Below are 17,243 nucleotides of genomic sequence, written 5' to 3'. Positions count from 1 at the left end.
ATGGACAAACTCCACGATCCCAGGTTTTGCAGTTGTTGTCTGCCGCCGGTTTCCCCTGCACCAGCCATACACAATAACAGGCCGGGATTACCGGATATTTCCTATCGCCTCGGCACCTTTGCAACCTTCCGCCAGGCCCTGCTCGATTCCATTTCAAGTGAACCCGCGCTATCTGCCCTGAGCACACGGGAAAGCGACGACTTTGCCATCACCGTTCTTGAGTTATTTGCTGCCGTTGGTGATGTCCTCACTTTTTACAACGAACGCATCGCCAACGAACTTTTTCTAAGAACCTCGCGAGAAAGGGATTCCGTCCTCAGGTTGACACGTCTCATCGGCTATCGCCTTCACCCTGGCCTCGCCGCAACAACCCTGCTGGCGTTCACTCTCGACAAGGGCGCACAAACCCGAATCCACCAGGGACTGAAAGTAATGAGTGTTCCCGGGCAGGATGAAAAACCACAAACCTTCGAAACGATAGAAAAGATTCTGGCACACAGCGCAATAAACCAGAATCCGGTCTTTGCTCCACCCATGCCCTTCAATGTTTTTGCCAAAGGCCAAAACCAAGGTCCAGTCTTATCTCGCCCGGAAAACCTGACACTTTCAGACCGAATGGTCGTATTCGGACTGAACACCATTGAAGAAAAAACCGTCGATAGCCTGACGCTTTCACCAGCGGGTGAGATGCTGACCTTTTCTCCCCCTATCCAGAGAAAAGAACTGTGGCATGGGGTGGCACGCGCCGCCCGATTAGAACGAAGGCTAAGGTTTTTCGGTCACAACGCCCCTGGTAAAACCAATGTCTATATTCCCGGAACTCCCGCCAACCCCTGGCCAAAGTGGGAACAACAGAATGTTGAATCCAGTTTCAACATTATAAATACCCAATACCCCTTGGACTCACGTTACGAAGACATCAAACCCGGAATGCACATGCTGGTCGATTGTGGGGCGGGAGAGTCGCCCCGGTTGCGCACAGCAGTTGTGGTCGAATTAGAAGACAAACCATCAAAGATAAACACATCAAAAAACGGACTACCACAAAACCACACGGTCATGGAAGACACCGTAACTCATCTCCAGTTGCGCCAGACCATCTGGGGAAAACCATCGGTGATTCCCCACCCGGATTTAAGTCATTCTATTTTTGCCAGATCCGGAACAGGAGCAGCGGTTGAGTCATTAGTCGCAATATTTGGTTTTCGGTGGGCCTACCTGGGTCAAACCCACCTTGCTTCGTCCATTGAAGGAATACCAAGTAAAAATTTAAAACAACGTGATATCTTTGCAATTAATAAAAATGGAAAAATATTGCAACGTGTCTGGAATGCCGGCCCTATTCCTAATGGTAATGGTACATGGAAAAACTGGATCGAACACCATCCTGCACCTTCTTCATCAGGACCTGAAACTCATCCAGACATCTCATTTTCACCAAAACCGGTTCTCCTGAATGGTGACAATATCCAGCTTTTTTCCCTGGGTCCTAATTCCAATCTTATAACTGCAAATGTGACTTCCGGTGCACCCCAAACTTTCCTGTCTCTGGACGGAAACTTAACATCCGAACCATCTCCGGTTTCCACCAACGGAGTCAAAATGGATGTATTTGCACGGGGAGCGGACCGTGCCTTGTGGTGGATTCATTTTGATGGGGCCAACTGGGGAGAATGGGAGTCCCTTGGTGGAAGCCTGGCAACAGCTCCTGTTTCAATTTCTTTTAACCCATTTGAAATTGAAGTTGTTGCCCTGGACGACGCGGGGGCCCTGATTTACAGGAAGAACAAGTCCGGAGTCTGGAAAGACTGGGTCAATCTGGGGGGAAACTCCCAGGACAAACCGGCTTTGATCAAAGTAGCGGGGAACCGTCTGTACATTTTCACACGAGGTGCGGACAACCAGTTATGGCAAATACGTCGAAAGGGTAATACGTGGAGCGAATGGTCCTCCTTTGGAGGAGGAATATCCTCCTCACCCTCGGTACTCAGGGTGGGCAATTCCATACATGTTTATGCACGTGGAGAGGATGGAACACTCGTTCATATTCGAAAAACGGGTACCCACTGGGGAAATTGGAGTAGCCTTGGAAACGGCCTGGGTTCAATATCCAACCGCCGCAATACCCGCATCTATCAAATCTCATCCGAAGACATCGACTTTAGAAAGTTTGACTACCCTGCTGAAATAAACGGCGGACGGGTGGCGTTGCGATTGACTGAGGAACAGCAAAAAACTCTGCCGGGTGAACTGGAGCAACTCACCAAAGGTCGCCGTATCATCCTGAAATCAGGCTTCAACCAGCACGTGGCAACCATAACAACGGCCTTCCCGGCCAATGCAATCCCCGGGCAGTTGGCTGACCATATGATGGTGGACTTTTTCCCTGCACTTCCCGACACCTTTGCTGAAACGGAAATGCTCGGCAATGTAGCCAAAGCCAGCCACGGGGAAACACACGCCGATCTCCGGCTGGGCCATGGTGATGCGTCAAAAAAATTCCAGAAATTCACTTTACCCCATTCACCCATGACCTATCTCCCCAACCCTCTGGCGGTCGGTGGCAAGGCCGAGCTTGAAGTCCGAATCAACGGAGAACTCTGGAAAGAAACTCCAAGCCTTTATAATCGGGCACCAACTGAACGGATTTACACGGCGCGTCAAAATGACGATGGGGAAACCGAGTTGACCTTCGGGGATGGCATCATCGGTTCACGCCTTCCAACCGGTCCGATGAATGTCATGGCAACTTTTCGGAAAGGACTGGGACTTGAAGGCAAGGTAAAAGCCGATCAGTTATCGCTGCCCCTTGAACGGCCTGTCGGCCTGCGAGGTGTGACCAACCCCTTTGATGCGGATGGCGGGGCAGATCCTGAAACCCGGGACAATGCCCGCAATACGGCTCCATCAACCGTCCGTACTTTTGGTCGCGTGATTTCTCTGCAGGACTTTGAAGATATCGCAACAACCTCCGGTCTGGTGTCAAAAGCCTCCGTAACCTGGGTCTGGTATGAGTTGGAACGCGCCGTTCACCTGACGGTTGCCGGTACAGAAGGCTCTCTTCTTTCTCCGGAATCATTAAAAAGTTTATTCACCTCACTCGATGCTTCGCGGGATCCCAACCGTCAGCTTTTTCTGGCCAATTTCAACAAGGTGCCTATCGTCCTCCATGCCAAGGTCCTCCGGCACCCGGATTTCGAACATGATGCTGTGCTGGAATCAGCGCGCCAGAAAGCGCTGGATTTATTTTCCTTTGAAAATATGCTGCTTGGGAAATCGATTCATGCGAGTCAGATGTATGCTTCCCTTCAATCGGTACAGGGTGCCGCTGCAGTCGATATCGATGTCTTTCATTTAAAAGATTATGAGGACCTGACTCCCATTGAAATGAAAGTGCGGGGAGTTAGTGCAGATTCTCTGCAAAATCATATTTTGATTTTCCCGGCCCGACCAACCCCTTCTGATTCAAACCAAATCGATCGTTACGCCAAAAACGGATTCGAAGGAAACACCCCCCCTCCAGTCCTGCCTGCAGAACAGGCCTACCTGGAGGACCCGGAAAATGATCTGATAATTTCTGTTGTGGAGAGCCTGGATGATGAACTTTAAATATTCGAAGATTTCAAGTGCAGCAGCTTTGATGCCAGAGTCTTGTGACTCAAAACATTTAATAAGGATTCACTGACATGGCTTATTCAAACCTGAATGCTGACAAACTTTACAGCCTGCTTCCCGTCTATCTTCGAGAACGTGATGTTGAAAACGGAGAACCCTTGCGCGCCCTTTTGGGCATTATTGAAAAGCAGGCAGATGCCATTGAAACAGACATCCAGAAGCTCGGTGAAAATGCGTTCATTGAAACATCTGAAAACTGGGTCATCCCCTACATTGGGGATCTCGTTGGCACCACTCCACTTTTCGATGAAAACCAGGTGCGTGATGGCAACACGGCAGGAGAACTATTTCCTGACCTTACCGGCCCAAGTCTTCGCCCCTCTATAGGGCTGGGTAATCGAGCGGATGTTGCCAAAACTATATACTACCGCAGGCGCAAGGGCACCCTTCCGATGCTGGAAGAACTCGCCCGGGATGTCACCGGCTGGTCGGCACATGCCGTGGAGTTTTTTGAACTTCTGATTTGGAATCAATGGATTCGCAATCACCTCCGCCCACATTCCACAGGCACCCCTGACTTACGCTCCATAGAAAAAATGGATCGACTTGACCGTGCTTTTGATGAAATTGCACACACGGTAGATGTCCGCCACATCAGTCAGCATGAGGGCTGGCATAATATAAAAAATATCGGGTTTTTCCTGTGGAGACTCCATGCGTACAGAATGGAATATGTCCAACCCCGCCGACTTGGTGGAGATGGAGATTTTAGATACCACTTCAGCCCATTGGGTAACTCTGCTCCTTTATTCAGCAGACACCGTCGCGAGGGCGATGAAACAGGTCTGGCAACCGAACTGCATGTTCCCCAACCCATACGGCCCGTACGTTTCTATGAGGACCTGCAAATCTACAATGATTTACAGGTACCCCGCCCAGGTTTCACCGAATTTTATGGATTGTTCAATCAGGAGACCGGGTTCAATGTTGCTCCTGCACCCAGTTTTCATGTAAAGGTGGATGATGATCCTATACTGGCTGATAACGTAATTTGCCGAAACCTTTCTACCTGGTCTCAACCACCGGATGACAAAATAGCTATCGACGTAGAACTGGGTCGTTTGGCTTTGGGACAGGATTATCTGCCTTCCAACAAAATAGAAGTGTTCTACCACTACGGTTTCCCAGCCAACCTCGGCGGGGGCCCCTACGCGCGACGCGCCTGGCTTACCAGAACAGAGCTTTCAGATTCTGTATTGATAGTCAATGGCTCTGGGGAAGCGAACACTTTTCCAACAATCAACGATGCCCTCAATCAATGGGTGGCCAACGGCGGCGAAGATACGATCATCCGCATTACGGACAATCGTACCTATGAGGAAACCATTGCCATCGATACCCAACCGGCAGGCGGCAACTTTCTCGTAATTGAGGCTGCAGATGAAACCCGCCCCCATCTCCAACTTGACGGACCCATGACCCTGGCAGGCGACCGGCAGGATTTCTCTTTCACTCTTGGTGGCCTGCTCATTGAAGGACAGATTGAAGTCACTGGCTCATTGGGTCGACTGCGACTCTTACATTCAACGGTCGTTCCAGGAGTTTCCATCGCAGAAAGTCCTCCGCCCGAACCTCCGGCTCCACCGGCTCCACCTGCTGCGATACCCGGCCCTTCTATAAGTGCGGCAGAGTTGAAAGCGGACGGCAGCCCTGCCAATACGGAATTCAGTCTGGAACTCGCCTTTTCGATTACAGGACCATTACGTGTTCCGGTCCATTCCCAGGGCATCTATGCGCTGGACAGTATTATCGATGGAGTTGGACAGGACGCGATTGCAGGTACCGGAGCAAATCAGCACGGCCCTCCCGTAAACCTTGAACGGGTAACGGCGAGAGGGAATGTACACGTGCGTCAGATAAATCTCGCCACGGAATTAATCGTCGACGGCCTGATTCGAGCTGAAAGAATTCAAACCGGTTGTGTCCGGTTTTCTTATATTCAACCAGGTTCGAAAACACCCAGGCGTTACCGCTGTCAGCCGGATCTTGCAGAAAAAATTGCTATTGCTGAAGAGGAAAAGAACACCGGGGGGGCTTTGGATCCTCTGGAGGAGAAGGATGTTCGCGCCAGGGTGCGCAGCCGGGTAAAGCCGGAATTCACAGCGGAAGATTATGGATTGCCAGCCTATCTTCAACTATCGCTTGGAGGGCCTCCGGAAATTGCAACCGGCGCTGAGGACGGTTCCGAAATGGGAGTTTATTGCCACCTCAAACAACCGCAGCGTGAATCAAACTTGAAAATCCGCCTTGGGGAATATCTCCCCTTCGGCCTTGAATATGGAATCATTTACGTGACCTGAGGATTTCCTCGGCAAAATTGGATAGGAGCAGACCATGAGCGGCGATTATTCACGATTAACTTATGACCCGGTAAAACGTTATTCAGGCGTTTTGATGCAACAAGGCCGGGTCCAACTCGATTCCGACTGGAATGAGGAAATCGACATCCTGAGACGCAGGATCCGCACCTTATCGACCGATGCACTGGGTCTCATAGGCGTTCCCTATTTATCCCTACCCGACTCCTTTCTTCTCGGGCTGATTGGTGGTCCTCCTGCTGACGACCTGTCTATTGAACCCGGCAGATTATACCTGCACGGGCTGGTCGCGGAAGCCTTCGAAGAAGACTACGCAACTTATAACAATCAACCGTTCTATCCAGACCCTCCCCCGCTCCCGAATGGAGATTCGGTAGCTTATCTTGATATCTGGGACCGGGAAGTCACTTACATTGAAGACCCCGACCTGCTTGATGCCGCGTTGGGCGGGGCGGACACCACAACCCGCTGCCAAACTGTGTGGCAATTAAAGGTAGATGCGGTAGAAGATGCCGAATGCGGACTGCCGGTGGGTGAAGAACCTTCAGCCGGTCGTTTAACAACCGATGCTGTAGCACCAACGGTCCCAAATGATCCCTGTCCTCTGCCACCGATTGCAGGTTATCGGGGTTTGGAAAATCGATTGTATCGTATTGAAGTCCACGAAGGGGGTCCGCTTGGAACAGCCACTTTTAAATGGTCTCGGGATAATGCTTCCATTGTCTCTGCAGTTACCGAAATATCCGTTGCAGGCGCACAAGCAACCTTAACAGTCAACCGGATCGGTCGTGATGAAGTCTTGCGGTTTCGAATAAACGACTGGGTCGAGGTCACAGACGATCACCGGGAGCTCATGGGAGAACCCGGAGAGATGGCGCGCATTTTTGACATCGACGATGCCAATCGTAAAATTATTCTGGAAACAGACGTGACTGCGAATGGCCGACCTTTTGGAAACGATTCAACCCAACTTGCTGAACGGCACACCCGGATCAAACGCTGGGATCAAACGGCAACAACCAACTCCATTGACGCTAACGGGTTGATTACAGTAGACGCCGGGCCCATCGAAATTGAAGATGGAATTGAAATCAGTTTCAGCGCCGATCCTGTAGGAGGCAATTTCAGGATTGGAGATTACTGGACCTTCTGGGCACGTACTGCAACAGCTTCAATCGAAGTTTTAACAGATGCCCCACCCCGGGGAATTGAACATCATTATGTCCAGCTCGGCGCAATCGCCAACTTTGGCGATGACAATGCCGACATAGACGATTGCCGACCTCCTCAAACAGATGGAGAAGGGTGTTGCACAGTGATCGTGCATCCCGGTGAAAACATCCAGGCTGCAATTGATTCGCTCCCTGATGAAGGGGGTTGTGTCTGTTTAAAAGCCGGAACCCACGATATCACCTCCACGATCCAAATAAGACGAAGCCTGATCTCGATTCATGGGGAAAGCCCTGGAACAATTGTCCGATCCGTTCAGGCTGCACCGGTTCTGCAAATTGGTCCTGATGCTGCCAACATACGGGTCTGTTCAGTACAATTTGAAGCTGTAAATTCAGACAAACCTCCGCAGGCCGTAATTTTAATTGCAGGTGCAGTAGACGTTGCCATTGAAGATTGCCAGGTCAGGGCCGAGATCCCAACCAGCTTCGTCGGTATACGAATTTTACGTTCGGATGATGTCTCCATTGAACGTTGCGTAATTGAATCCGTACAAGTCGGTATCTGGGCCGCGGACTTTTGTAGGATGCTTTCTATTAAAAACAATGAAGTCAAACTTTCACAGGGATTGCGTGATGGGCTTGAGCAATTCACCCTTGGCGGTTCTGGTGTGGCTTGCATCCTGGTTCAAAACTCTCCCTCACCCTGCCACATTGAGGAAAATATTTTAACCGGTGCCTTTTATGGAATCGTACTGAATGACAATATTACAACAGACGGACCTCCTCAGTCATTGTCTGCCGGCTCCCAGATTCTGGGGAATTTTGTTATTGGAGCTAAGTCGATTCCATCCCAGGATGGAGATGACAGAATCAGTATTATCGATGTTGCTTCTGACTTCACAACCATCTCAAATAACCGTGTTTTTTATTTCTTTCAGGCCAACAACGGAATCAAAGTGACGGGATCGCGCTGTCAGATACTGGCAAACATGGTGATTTCAAATGTCGCGGACGATAACCCCAGCGGCCCTATCGGAATTCAGGTAGGTGACACTATTGATGGACAAAATGTCGAAGTCATGGGTGCCGTGGTGAATGACAATGTGGCCTATGGATTTCAACACGGGATCATTATAACGGGCATAGAAGACATCACTATCCATTCCAATTTGATTTCAGCCGATTCCGTTTCACAAAACTTTGGAATTGGATTAAACCGGGTTCTCAATGGATCAGTAAAAGACAACCGTATACGATTTATGTTCTCCGGTATTTATACCATCCGAGGCCGACTCAATCGTTTTTCTGGAAACTCTCTTTCGGAAACCGGTGGAGGCATTTCCCTTCTACAGGAATGGACTCCAGCGGTGACAGAGAATCGGATTGACCGCGCTTCAAATTTTGGTGCAGTGGGGTCACAATTATTTGGTAGATGCGATTTCATAGCCAACCGCATCACGTCAGCGGGATATGACAATAACTTCGCTATCGGAATCGGTGTAGCCTTACATGCCGGTGAACTTCACATTGAATCAAATGAAATTATTGATACAGGACTGATTGCTGACCAGGACGAGATATCCACGCGATCAATTGGCATATTTGGCGAATTCATAATGGAGGCCAGAGTAGAAAGCAATCTGGTCACATACACCAATGCATTTACGAGGGATCCAGAACGAGAAGACAGGGCTCTCAGAATGCGGGGACTCGCGGAAGCAGCTATAAACGACAACCTCACCCTGGGTTTTCCGATCCAGATCATCAGTAATAAGTTTATAGGAACAGGGCGCAGTGCTTTGGTCGAACTAGCCCAAGCCTCCCAAAATTTTGGAAATACAACCCTTTTTATTCGATTTGAACGGGTATCGTTTGACCATAATTATTGCATGCACGTCGCCTCAGAAAACGTGGGAGGTGAAACGGGGGCAAATTTTACAGGGGCTACGGTTTCCCTCGTCGGCCGCCATGGCATCGTAATGGGAAACCATATTAAAGCCACCAATCGATCTATTTCATCAGTCAATTTTAATGGTATGCCCGGACCTTTTATCGGCAACGTGACCACCAGTGGCTCGAGTCAACACCCACAATTCCCGGCACCTGAAAACAATTTCAACATGTTGGCATAATGAAAAAGGAGAAGGTTTCATGAGCATTGCAAAATTATTGAAGGAACAGAGAGACTGGCTGAATAGTGCCACAAAAAATATCGACATCAAAAAAGTAACAGAAAAAAATCTGGACTTTTCTGAGAAACTAAAACTCAGGCGCAAAGATGACATTAAGGAAAAAATAGCAACCCTGAAACGGCAGAAAGAAGAAGCCATCAAGCGTTACGATCAGGCCATTGCGGATCAGGACAAGGAACTCATCAGAATTGAAAAAGAAATCAGTTTAAAGGATCTCACGAAACCCCAAAAAAGCCCCGGGGATCGGGTTGTCACGAAACCGAAAAAAACAGGCCCGGTCTTGAAAAAGGCACCGAGCAAACTAACTGCAAAAAAAACCATCAAAAAGAAAACTGTAAAAAAACCGTCCGCGCAGCGAAAAACATCCCGAAAAAAGAAATGACTAATCTTCTACCTTGGGGCAGTTAATACCGCGAGGTTTTTTAATTTTGAGAAAAACGCCTACCTGTAGTCTTATTCCCGGGTATTCAGGTTGAAGGGAAGGAGCAATGAGTAAAACCAAGAGCACTGTCCAACGTCCTGCCTCAAAAACTTGCTTTCAATCTGAAAAACCAGTATCCCAGCCAAAAGAAAACGAACAAAAGGTTGACCTGGCTCCATCAAACAACTTTCTCAGTCTAAACCCTCCAGCAGATGCATACGGAAGTAATTTGTCGTACTCTCTCGCATCCCTGTCCAGGTCGAACGCAAAATCAACGTGGGGTTCAAATCAAGTCGCGTTGCAGGCATTAAAACCTTCAGGCATCCAGGCCAAATTAAAAACTGATACTCCGGGAGACTCCCTTGAACAGGAAGCTGATCTGGTCGCTGACCAGATTTCACAAATGGCCGACCCTCATGATGCCCCCCCGAACAAAGCCTCCCAACCCTCGTTAGAAACTCCTTCCATCCAACGAAAAGTCTCTCAAAGCAAAGGCGACTCCACAATAGCTCCACCCGAGGTGAAGAACGCCTTGAATTCTCCAGGACAAGCTCTCGATTCGCAGGCCCGTTCCTATTTTGAACCCCGCTTCAAACGAGATTTCTCAAGGGTGCGGGTTCATACCGATCAAAATGCTGAAAATGCAACAGATTCTATTCAGGCAAAGGCTTTCACACATGGTCGAAATATTGTTTTTGGAAAAAACCAATACGCCCCATCCAGTGCACCCGGACGCCGGTTACTGGCACACGAGCTAACACATGTTGTTCAACAAAGTGAGGGGCGTCCCGCTTTGCAACGACAGGTAAAAGAAGCTGAAGAAAAAGTTGCTGATGAAGAAGAAGCCGTTCAGGAACCCCCAAAACCTGCCGTCGCCAGCCGCCCTGAAGTGCAGGAACTGGATTACGCTTTCTTCTTTGCCGGGGGGGACTACGGTAAAGCCGCCAAGGCATTCATCAAGACTTACTATCCGGAGCATAAGATCGTTCAAGGCACCAGCTTTGAGCAAATGTTTGACCGGCTTTACCAAGACCTTTTGAAAGTGAGAAAAGGACGCGACGCTCATCTGCACGAGTTGATTATAGTAACGCATGCCAACGCTGCAGGAGGGCTAAAGATTCCGCTGACGCGCGGAGACGCTAAACGCAAACGTTTTTTTAACATATGGGACCTGGCTGATTTACAAAAAGAGTTCCGGGGCAATATGCACAAGCGATTCCGGGAGCGCAGGAAAAAAGTGGTGGCCGAGTTAATCGATCGAGACACCAGTGTAATCGTTAGGGGTTGTGAATTTGGGCAGTCGCAAGAAGCTTTGGATGCCTTACGCGCCTTTTTCGGAGGCCAGCCTCGCGCCTGGGCTCCAGAGGGCTTCCAAGGTTACGAAACCCTTCCCATTGGAAAAAGTTTTCTAAAAACACCGGAGCAGGCTTTCGATTTCCTCATGGAGCAGGAATATTTACCACTTGATTTACAACCCATGGAAGACGAGAGCAAGAAAAAATATATCGCACGCGTGTTCGGACTAAAAGGGGCCATACCGGCAGATTTTTTTGTAATGGGTCCCGAGGCTTATAAAGGCCTTAAAAAGAAAATCAAAGTTCATCAAGGGACACAGGAAAGTGCTGAAAAATTCAAGACCCGAGGACATTCCGATGCTCCAAGTCTTGGGAAGTTCTGGGCTCTTTCTAGCCCGAGTGATAAGGGTGAAGATACAGAGCTCGACCCACTTTCGATCCAGGAAATTGAAGCTCGCGCCCGCAAACTGAACAACCCCTACCGACCGCAAAATGCTTCCATGCTGCGACGCCTCGCAGATGCCTGGGATCGCAAGGATATTAAACTCCGCGAAAGAAATTGTGACAAGAATGATCCTCTTTGTGGACTAAAAGCTCCCTCCGGCATATTTGGCGACTCCAACATCACAGCAAACCATGCAGAACGTTTCCCGGGTCCACCTGCGCCAGTGCGTGATCTTTTCGAAGACGAAACAATGACCCCACCGTCAAAATCCGATTCGAAAAAGACCGACGAATTTACGGATCCCCTTGCGACAGCAGAGGGCGAAGTCCGCCCTGCGCAGGATCCGGAAGACCCACTCGTGCTTTATACTCCTCCACCTGCTCCAGAACAAACAGAGGAAGAAGAGGCCAATGAAGCATACAAACGCGCCACCAATTTCGATAAGTCAGAAGGTCGATCTGAGCCGCCACCCAAGGTTCCTCTGGAAGAAATGACGGACGCTGAGTTGCAAGAAGAATATAAGCTTGGGCTGGCCTTGGCAAAACGTGGGGATAAACGATTATTAGATGCCGTTGAAAACGAAATCCTCCGCCGTATCACAGATGATCACCCCAAGTTTGGAACTGCTATACCGCGCGGCCTCACGCCAGGTCAACCAGCCAATGCAGGACTCACTCCCGATGTCTTTATCAAGATGTTGGAAAACATTGCTGAAGGCAAAAACCCATACGGGTCCGGGAAAGGTAATGTTGCCTGGTTTATCACGGAAGGTGACCCTTACGCGGGACAGAAAGCGGAAAAAGGAATCAAGTTTAAAGTCGAGTTGACTGATAAGGCCGGGAGAATAACGATTACGAGTGCTGATCTCGAGCGAATTTATTCTGAGGTCGAGCCTGGTATGGAAAAAAAACTGGAAGCTCAATACCGGAAAAAGGCCGGGATATCTTCAAAAACCCCACTATCAAATACGGCACGCAAAAAAATATCGCATCATCTGCGCAAGGCAACTGAAAACGCGATGTGGGATCGAGTCGCGGAGATTGTTCACAAATCCAAATCTGGAGTGGGGGAAGTGATTCTCGAAAATAGTCGCTTTTCCCAACACCCGAAGAGCAAGGGCGGAGGGTTTCGCAACGGGCGCTATACCATCGTTCGAGATATGAAACATATTCGTGTCAAGGGTGGAGCGCAGCAAATTCTTGATACCATGAAATCAAACGGGATCAAAGCAGATCCCACTCTCACCGCTGCAGGCCAGGAACTTGCCAAGAAACAGAAGTGGGCAGGCCGAGTGCGGGGAGCATTCCGCGTTGGCGGGAAAATTTTGCTTGTAGTCGCCATCGCAAATGACACGTATCGAATCGTCACTGCCAAAGATCGTCAAAAAGAAGTGGTCAACGTGGCCGGTGGTTGGGCCGGAGCTCTCGCTGCGGGCGCCATTTTTGCGGAAGTGTGGACCCCGGCGGACGCAGCAGGGCCGGTCGCCTGGGCGATCCATGGCGTGGGCACCCTGGTTGCGGGCGGTATTGGGTATTATGTAGGATCAGAAACCACGGCCTGGGTCTATGAGATTACTGTTGAAGACGACAGCCAGATTCAAAAACTAGAATGAATAGAACCGAACTAGTCCAGACACTTGCTAATTTTTTTGCTCCCTTGGGCCCCTTTGTCAGTGCCGAGGAACGCGAGACTCAATGGTTAGGCTGGCTTAAAACACTTCAGGAAGAAACAGTACCATCCCTGCTGGACCTGCTGATAAACCCACCTCAGGCGGACGACTACGAACCGGCAAGCTGGCAGGAATTTGAATTTGAAGTGACGGAGGCCTTGACTGCCATTTGCTTGCGAAACCCGCAGCACTGGCTGGAGGTATTGGGTCCTCAGCTAACCAACCCATCCGCACGGCCCGGCATTATCGAAGTCATCGGCGGACTGGGTTTGGCAGAAGGTCTCTCATGGTTAAAGCCACTGATAGACAAAACAGATATGACAACAGACGAGTGGGTACGTCTAGCTTGTTCCCTCGGAATGATAGGAGGGCCTGAAGCGCGTTCCCTATTGAAACAAATGGAGACTCTACCGGAAATACCGGCTGATGAAGTCTTGAAAGAAATTAAAATCGCGATGGATTATTGCTGAAACCTGAATTAAATCTAGAACAAACTTTGGGGAAACCAGATTGTCAATGCGTACGATCACTCCAGGTCGGACCACTGCAAGGTGTGCCATTGAGGGAGGTCGTGTGCGGCTTTTTTGGTGAGTACTTTTTCAATATCTCGTGGAAGAATACCGGTACCGGGCCTGAGTAATACCAGGTCGCCTTCTTTAATAGACTGGCCAGCAGACAGCGAATGCTTGAGGGTCACACTTTTTCGCACCAGATCGCGGATCGGCAATTCCGAGGGTGTGGGGGTTTTCTTCGAGGAACCGAGAGCCTGAGTAGTAGCGCGGATATTCTCCACCATTGTTTTCAATTCATTCGGTTCAACAGACGCCGCGTGATCCGGACCCGGCATCGACCTATCCAGCGTAAAATGTTTTTCGATGACGCCGGCCCCCATGGCTACAGCCATCACCGGGACCAACAAACCTTCTGAATGATCGGAATATCCGACAGGCAGATTGAATTCCTGCTGCATGGTTTGCATTGCCCGGAGATTGATATCGGACAACGCAGCCGGATAGTTCGAAGTACAATGGAGCAATGTCAGCATAGTCTCGAGAGGTTCATTAAAACCAAGATTCTCTCGGGTATTGCGGATGGTCTCAACCGCCTCGTGGATCTCTTCAATGGTGCCCATTCCGGTAGACAAAATCATGGGAAGATTTTTTCGGGCAAGGTGCTTCATCATCACGAGGTTGGTCAGTTCTCCAGATGGAACTTTAAACCTCTTGATTCCCATCCCAACTAAAAAGTCCGCCGTCTCTTCATCAAAGGGGGTGGACAGGAATTCAATGCCCGCTTTGTGGCAATGTTCCTTCAAACGGTGATGCATTTCAGTCGACAGCTCTAGCTTTTTAAGCATGCTGAGTTGATCGCCATCACCGGTCTTGTCTTTCTGATATTCGGCTTTTTCGGCACCCGGTTTTGTTAACGATTCGGCGCGAAAGGATTGGAACTTGACCGCATCGGCACCCGCTTCGGCAGCCACATCAACCAGCTTGAAGGCGAGGTCATCGGAGCCGTTGTGATTGACTCCGGCTTCTGCAATAACAAAGCATTCAGCAGGGGCTACCATACGGTCAGACCTCCATCGACAACAATGTTCTGGCCGGTAATATAGGATGAGGTGTCGGATGCAAGAAACAGGACGGCCCCGCAGAGTTCATCGCCATCCGCCATGCGACCTAAAGGAACCCGTGCGCTGTAGCGATCGGTGAACGTTTCGTTTTGCCCGCTGTAGACTCCACCCGGTGTAATGGCATTCACTCTCACACCTTTGCCCCCCCAAAAAGCGGCAAGATAACGAGTGAGGCCCCAGACGGCGGCTTTGCTTGTGCTATATATCGCCGGTGTGTTGATAGCGCGCCCTTCATACTCTGAACCCTCGTAAACCCGCTGATCGGGAGCGACGATCCCATAAATGGAAAGCGTATTGATGATGCTCCCTTTCCCACGTTCCGCCATTTCCGAACCAAAGGCCTGACAACCCAACATCACTCCGGTAGTGTTCACGTTCATCACGAAGTTCCAATCTTCAAGTGGAAACGTTTCAAAGGGTTCGAAAAAGTTCGGGCTTTTCGCCGCAGCGTTGTTAATCAGGATATCAACATCGCCCAGGTTTGAATTAATCTTTTGCTTTAAATCATCCCAGTCTTGTTTCAGGGTAATGTCCACTTCAAAAGGAAAAGCGGAATCTGGCAGTTCCTGATTAATGTCAGCAGCCACCCTGCGGGTTTTTTCCAGGTCGCGATCGACAATGGCCACACGGGCACCCTTGCCTGCCAGGGACCAGGCAAAACGGGCTCCGAGAATTCCGGCACCGCCGGTCAGCAACGCCACTTTTCCCTTCAAGTCGATTTGTGTTTTAGCGGGATCCGGTTTTTTCATTTAAAAGAAGCTCCACTATTTTAAAATCTATGAATTCGTCAATATCTATTGATCGTTCTCGGGGCATGATGTGCAGCCTGGCATTACCCTCCCACAACCCTTTACTCAGGGTTTCCCGGTGCCACACATAAATGGAAGCATTCATGGAATAGACTTTGGGAGCCGATTGCCGACCGGTCACCCCGCCCTGAATTGATTTTGACAGAGAGAAATATCCATCCGGTTTTTCTTCGACCATATTGAAGTAAGGGTTTTTTTCAGCTTCAAAACCGGTAATGACCACATCTGTTTTATCATCGAGCATGGAAAGGCAAGCCAGTATATCAGACATCTCTCTCAGGGGAGAGGTGGGGTCGAGGTCAATAATACGCTCAACCTTCACTCCCGATGCAACCACCCAATCGACCAGATGCTCGATAACAGGAATTTTGGGAGCCTTGTTCCCGGCCAATTCAGCCGGTCGCATAAAAGGAACCTCAGCCCCCGCGTTGCGTGCCACTTCGGCAATTTCCTCATCATCTGTAGAAACGTACACCCGGTCAATTTCCGGGCAAGCCAGAGCCTGCTCCAGAGTGTAAACGATCAGCGGCTTACCCAGCAAAGGCAGCACGTTCTTCCTCGGAACACCGGTGGACCCTCCCCTGGCACATACTGTACAAATCGTGGTCATTGAATAGTCCTCTCATAAACGTTCAACGCCAACTCAACAGAATCCAATCCATCCAGAATATTCTGGGAGGTGGCGGCCCCCGCCTTAATCGCTTCAAAAAATTCCCGCATTGCCAATTCGTAAGTTTTGGACACATCAAAACCATCTGCTCCGCAATTAACTGCCTCGGAACCATCCTTGGTTATCTGCATCAATGTTTTTTCCTGAAGATCGAATACCAGGCTTCCCAACTCACCAACCACCTCGTACCGCCGTACCGGCTTTCTTGAAATGTAATCCAGTTGAATGGTGACTGCCGGAGGCCCTTCATTTTTACCCATGACAATAGCTGCCGTGTCTTCCGTTTCAATACCCAGGGAACTGAAGTTCCCCAAAACAGAGCCAATTCTTTCAAATTCACCAAACCACCACCGGACCATGTCAATTTCATGGATGAGGTCAAACACCACCCCTCCCCCCATTTCACGGTTGCTGCTATAGCCATTTTTGTAATCCTGTTGTGGACGCCAGTCGGGAAGCCATTGTCCTGCTGTAAATCCAGCTCGTAGCACGGTTCCCAATGACCCATCATTTAGGAGTGCTCTCGCTTTTTGAAGCGCGGGAAGGAACCTCAAGTTGCACCCAACCAGAGTGGGGCTTTTAAAACTTGAACTCTTTAACCGGAACCTGATGGCATTCACATCCTCTCTTCGAGTCGCCACCGGTTTTTCAATATAAAATGGAAGATGGGCATCGATAAGTGGGATCAGGACATCGGTGTGCAATGCCGAGGGGGTAGCAATAACAGCATAATCAGGCTTGGAACCCAGGGCATGATCAAGGTTATCTGTCACCTCTGCATTAATGGAAGCGGACAATTCATCCTGGCGCCCCCCTTTTCGTAAAAATATAAACCGGCTTTCCGGGACAAGTTTCCTAATGTTTCTGATATGCCGCTGTCCGATAGAACCGGTTCCAATTATAAGCCCTAGCATATTAGACTTTGAAAAGTTTCATTTCGGGTG

The 17,243-nt window shown here is 49.6% G+C and carries 10 protein-coding genes; 6 read left to right on the top strand and 4 right to left on the bottom strand.

The features are described from left to right. The 6 genes from G3M70_11160 (at position 1) to G3M70_11135 (ending at position 13,657) form a co-directional block, all read left to right on the top strand. The gene (locus G3M70_11160) at positions 1-3,609 is read left to right on the top strand and encodes a hypothetical protein (protein QPJ62397.1); all 3,609 of its coding nucleotides are present in this window, start codon (positions 1-3) and stop codon (positions 3,607-3,609) included. 77 nt (positions 3,610-3,686) lie between these two features. Beyond that, the gene (locus tag G3M70_11155; GenBank protein QPJ62396.1) at positions 3,687-5,975 is read left to right on the top strand and encodes a hypothetical protein; all 2,289 of its coding nucleotides are present in this window, start codon (positions 3,687-3,689) and stop codon (positions 5,973-5,975) included. Between the two features lie 34 nt (positions 5,976-6,009). Next, positions 6,010-9,297: a hypothetical protein gene (locus G3M70_11150; GenBank protein QPJ62395.1), complete on the top strand. Its 3,288-nt coding sequence runs from the start codon at positions 6,010-6,012 to the stop codon at positions 9,295-9,297. A gap of 19 nt (positions 9,298-9,316) precedes the next feature. After that, positions 9,317-9,739 carry a hypothetical protein gene (locus G3M70_11145; protein ID QPJ62394.1) on the top strand — a complete coding sequence of 141 codons (423 nt, stop codon included), beginning with the start codon at positions 9,317-9,319 and terminating at the stop codon, positions 9,737-9,739. 106 nt (positions 9,740-9,845) lie between these two features. Further along, positions 9,846-13,130, top strand: a complete 3,285-nt coding sequence (locus tag G3M70_11140; GenBank protein QPJ62393.1) for a DUF4157 domain-containing protein — start codon at positions 9,846-9,848, stop codon at positions 13,128-13,130. Further along, on the top strand, positions 13,127-13,657 hold the full coding sequence (locus tag G3M70_11135; GenBank protein ID QPJ62392.1) for a HEAT repeat domain-containing protein: 531 nt from the start codon (positions 13,127-13,129) through the stop codon (positions 13,655-13,657). Before G3M70_11140 ends, G3M70_11135 begins: the two co-directional genes overlap by 4 nt. A 56-nt stretch (positions 13,658-13,713) precedes the next feature. Here the strand turns inward: G3M70_11135 and neuB are convergent, their stop codons facing one another. From neuB to G3M70_11115, 4 genes are read right to left on the bottom strand one after another with little or no spacing between them, the layout of a single operon-like run. Beyond that, a complete protein-coding gene (gene neuB, locus G3M70_11130) occupies positions 13,714-14,757 on the bottom strand; it encodes an N-acetylneuraminate synthase (GenBank protein ID QPJ62391.1) in 1,044 nt (347 codons plus the stop codon). Continuing rightward, a complete protein-coding gene (locus G3M70_11125; GenBank protein ID QPJ62390.1) occupies positions 14,751-15,569 on the bottom strand; it encodes an SDR family oxidoreductase in 819 nt (272 codons plus the stop codon). Before G3M70_11125 ends, neuB begins: the two co-directional genes overlap by 7 nt. Beyond that, positions 15,547-16,239 carry an acylneuraminate cytidylyltransferase family protein gene (locus tag G3M70_11120; GenBank protein ID QPJ62389.1) on the bottom strand — a complete coding sequence of 231 codons (693 nt, stop codon included), beginning with the start codon at positions 16,237-16,239 and terminating at the stop codon, positions 15,547-15,549. Before G3M70_11120 ends, G3M70_11125 begins: the two co-directional genes overlap by 23 nt. Next, positions 16,236-17,213: a Gfo/Idh/MocA family oxidoreductase gene (locus tag G3M70_11115; protein ID QPJ62388.1), complete on the bottom strand. Its 978-nt coding sequence runs from the start codon at positions 17,211-17,213 to the stop codon at positions 16,236-16,238. The genes G3M70_11120 and G3M70_11115 overlap by 4 nt, the downstream gene beginning before the upstream one ends. Between the last annotated feature and the right edge of the window lie 30 nt (positions 17,214-17,243).

Origin of the sequence: Candidatus Nitronauta litoralis, assembly GCA_015698285.1 — a bacterium.
GTDB classification, from domain to species: domain Bacteria; phylum Nitrospinota; class Nitrospinia; order Nitrospinales; family Nitrospinaceae; genus Nitronauta; species Nitronauta litoralis.
The sequence above is the reverse complement of the archived record's forward strand: the minus strand, read 5'-3'. Positions and strand labels throughout refer to the sequence as shown.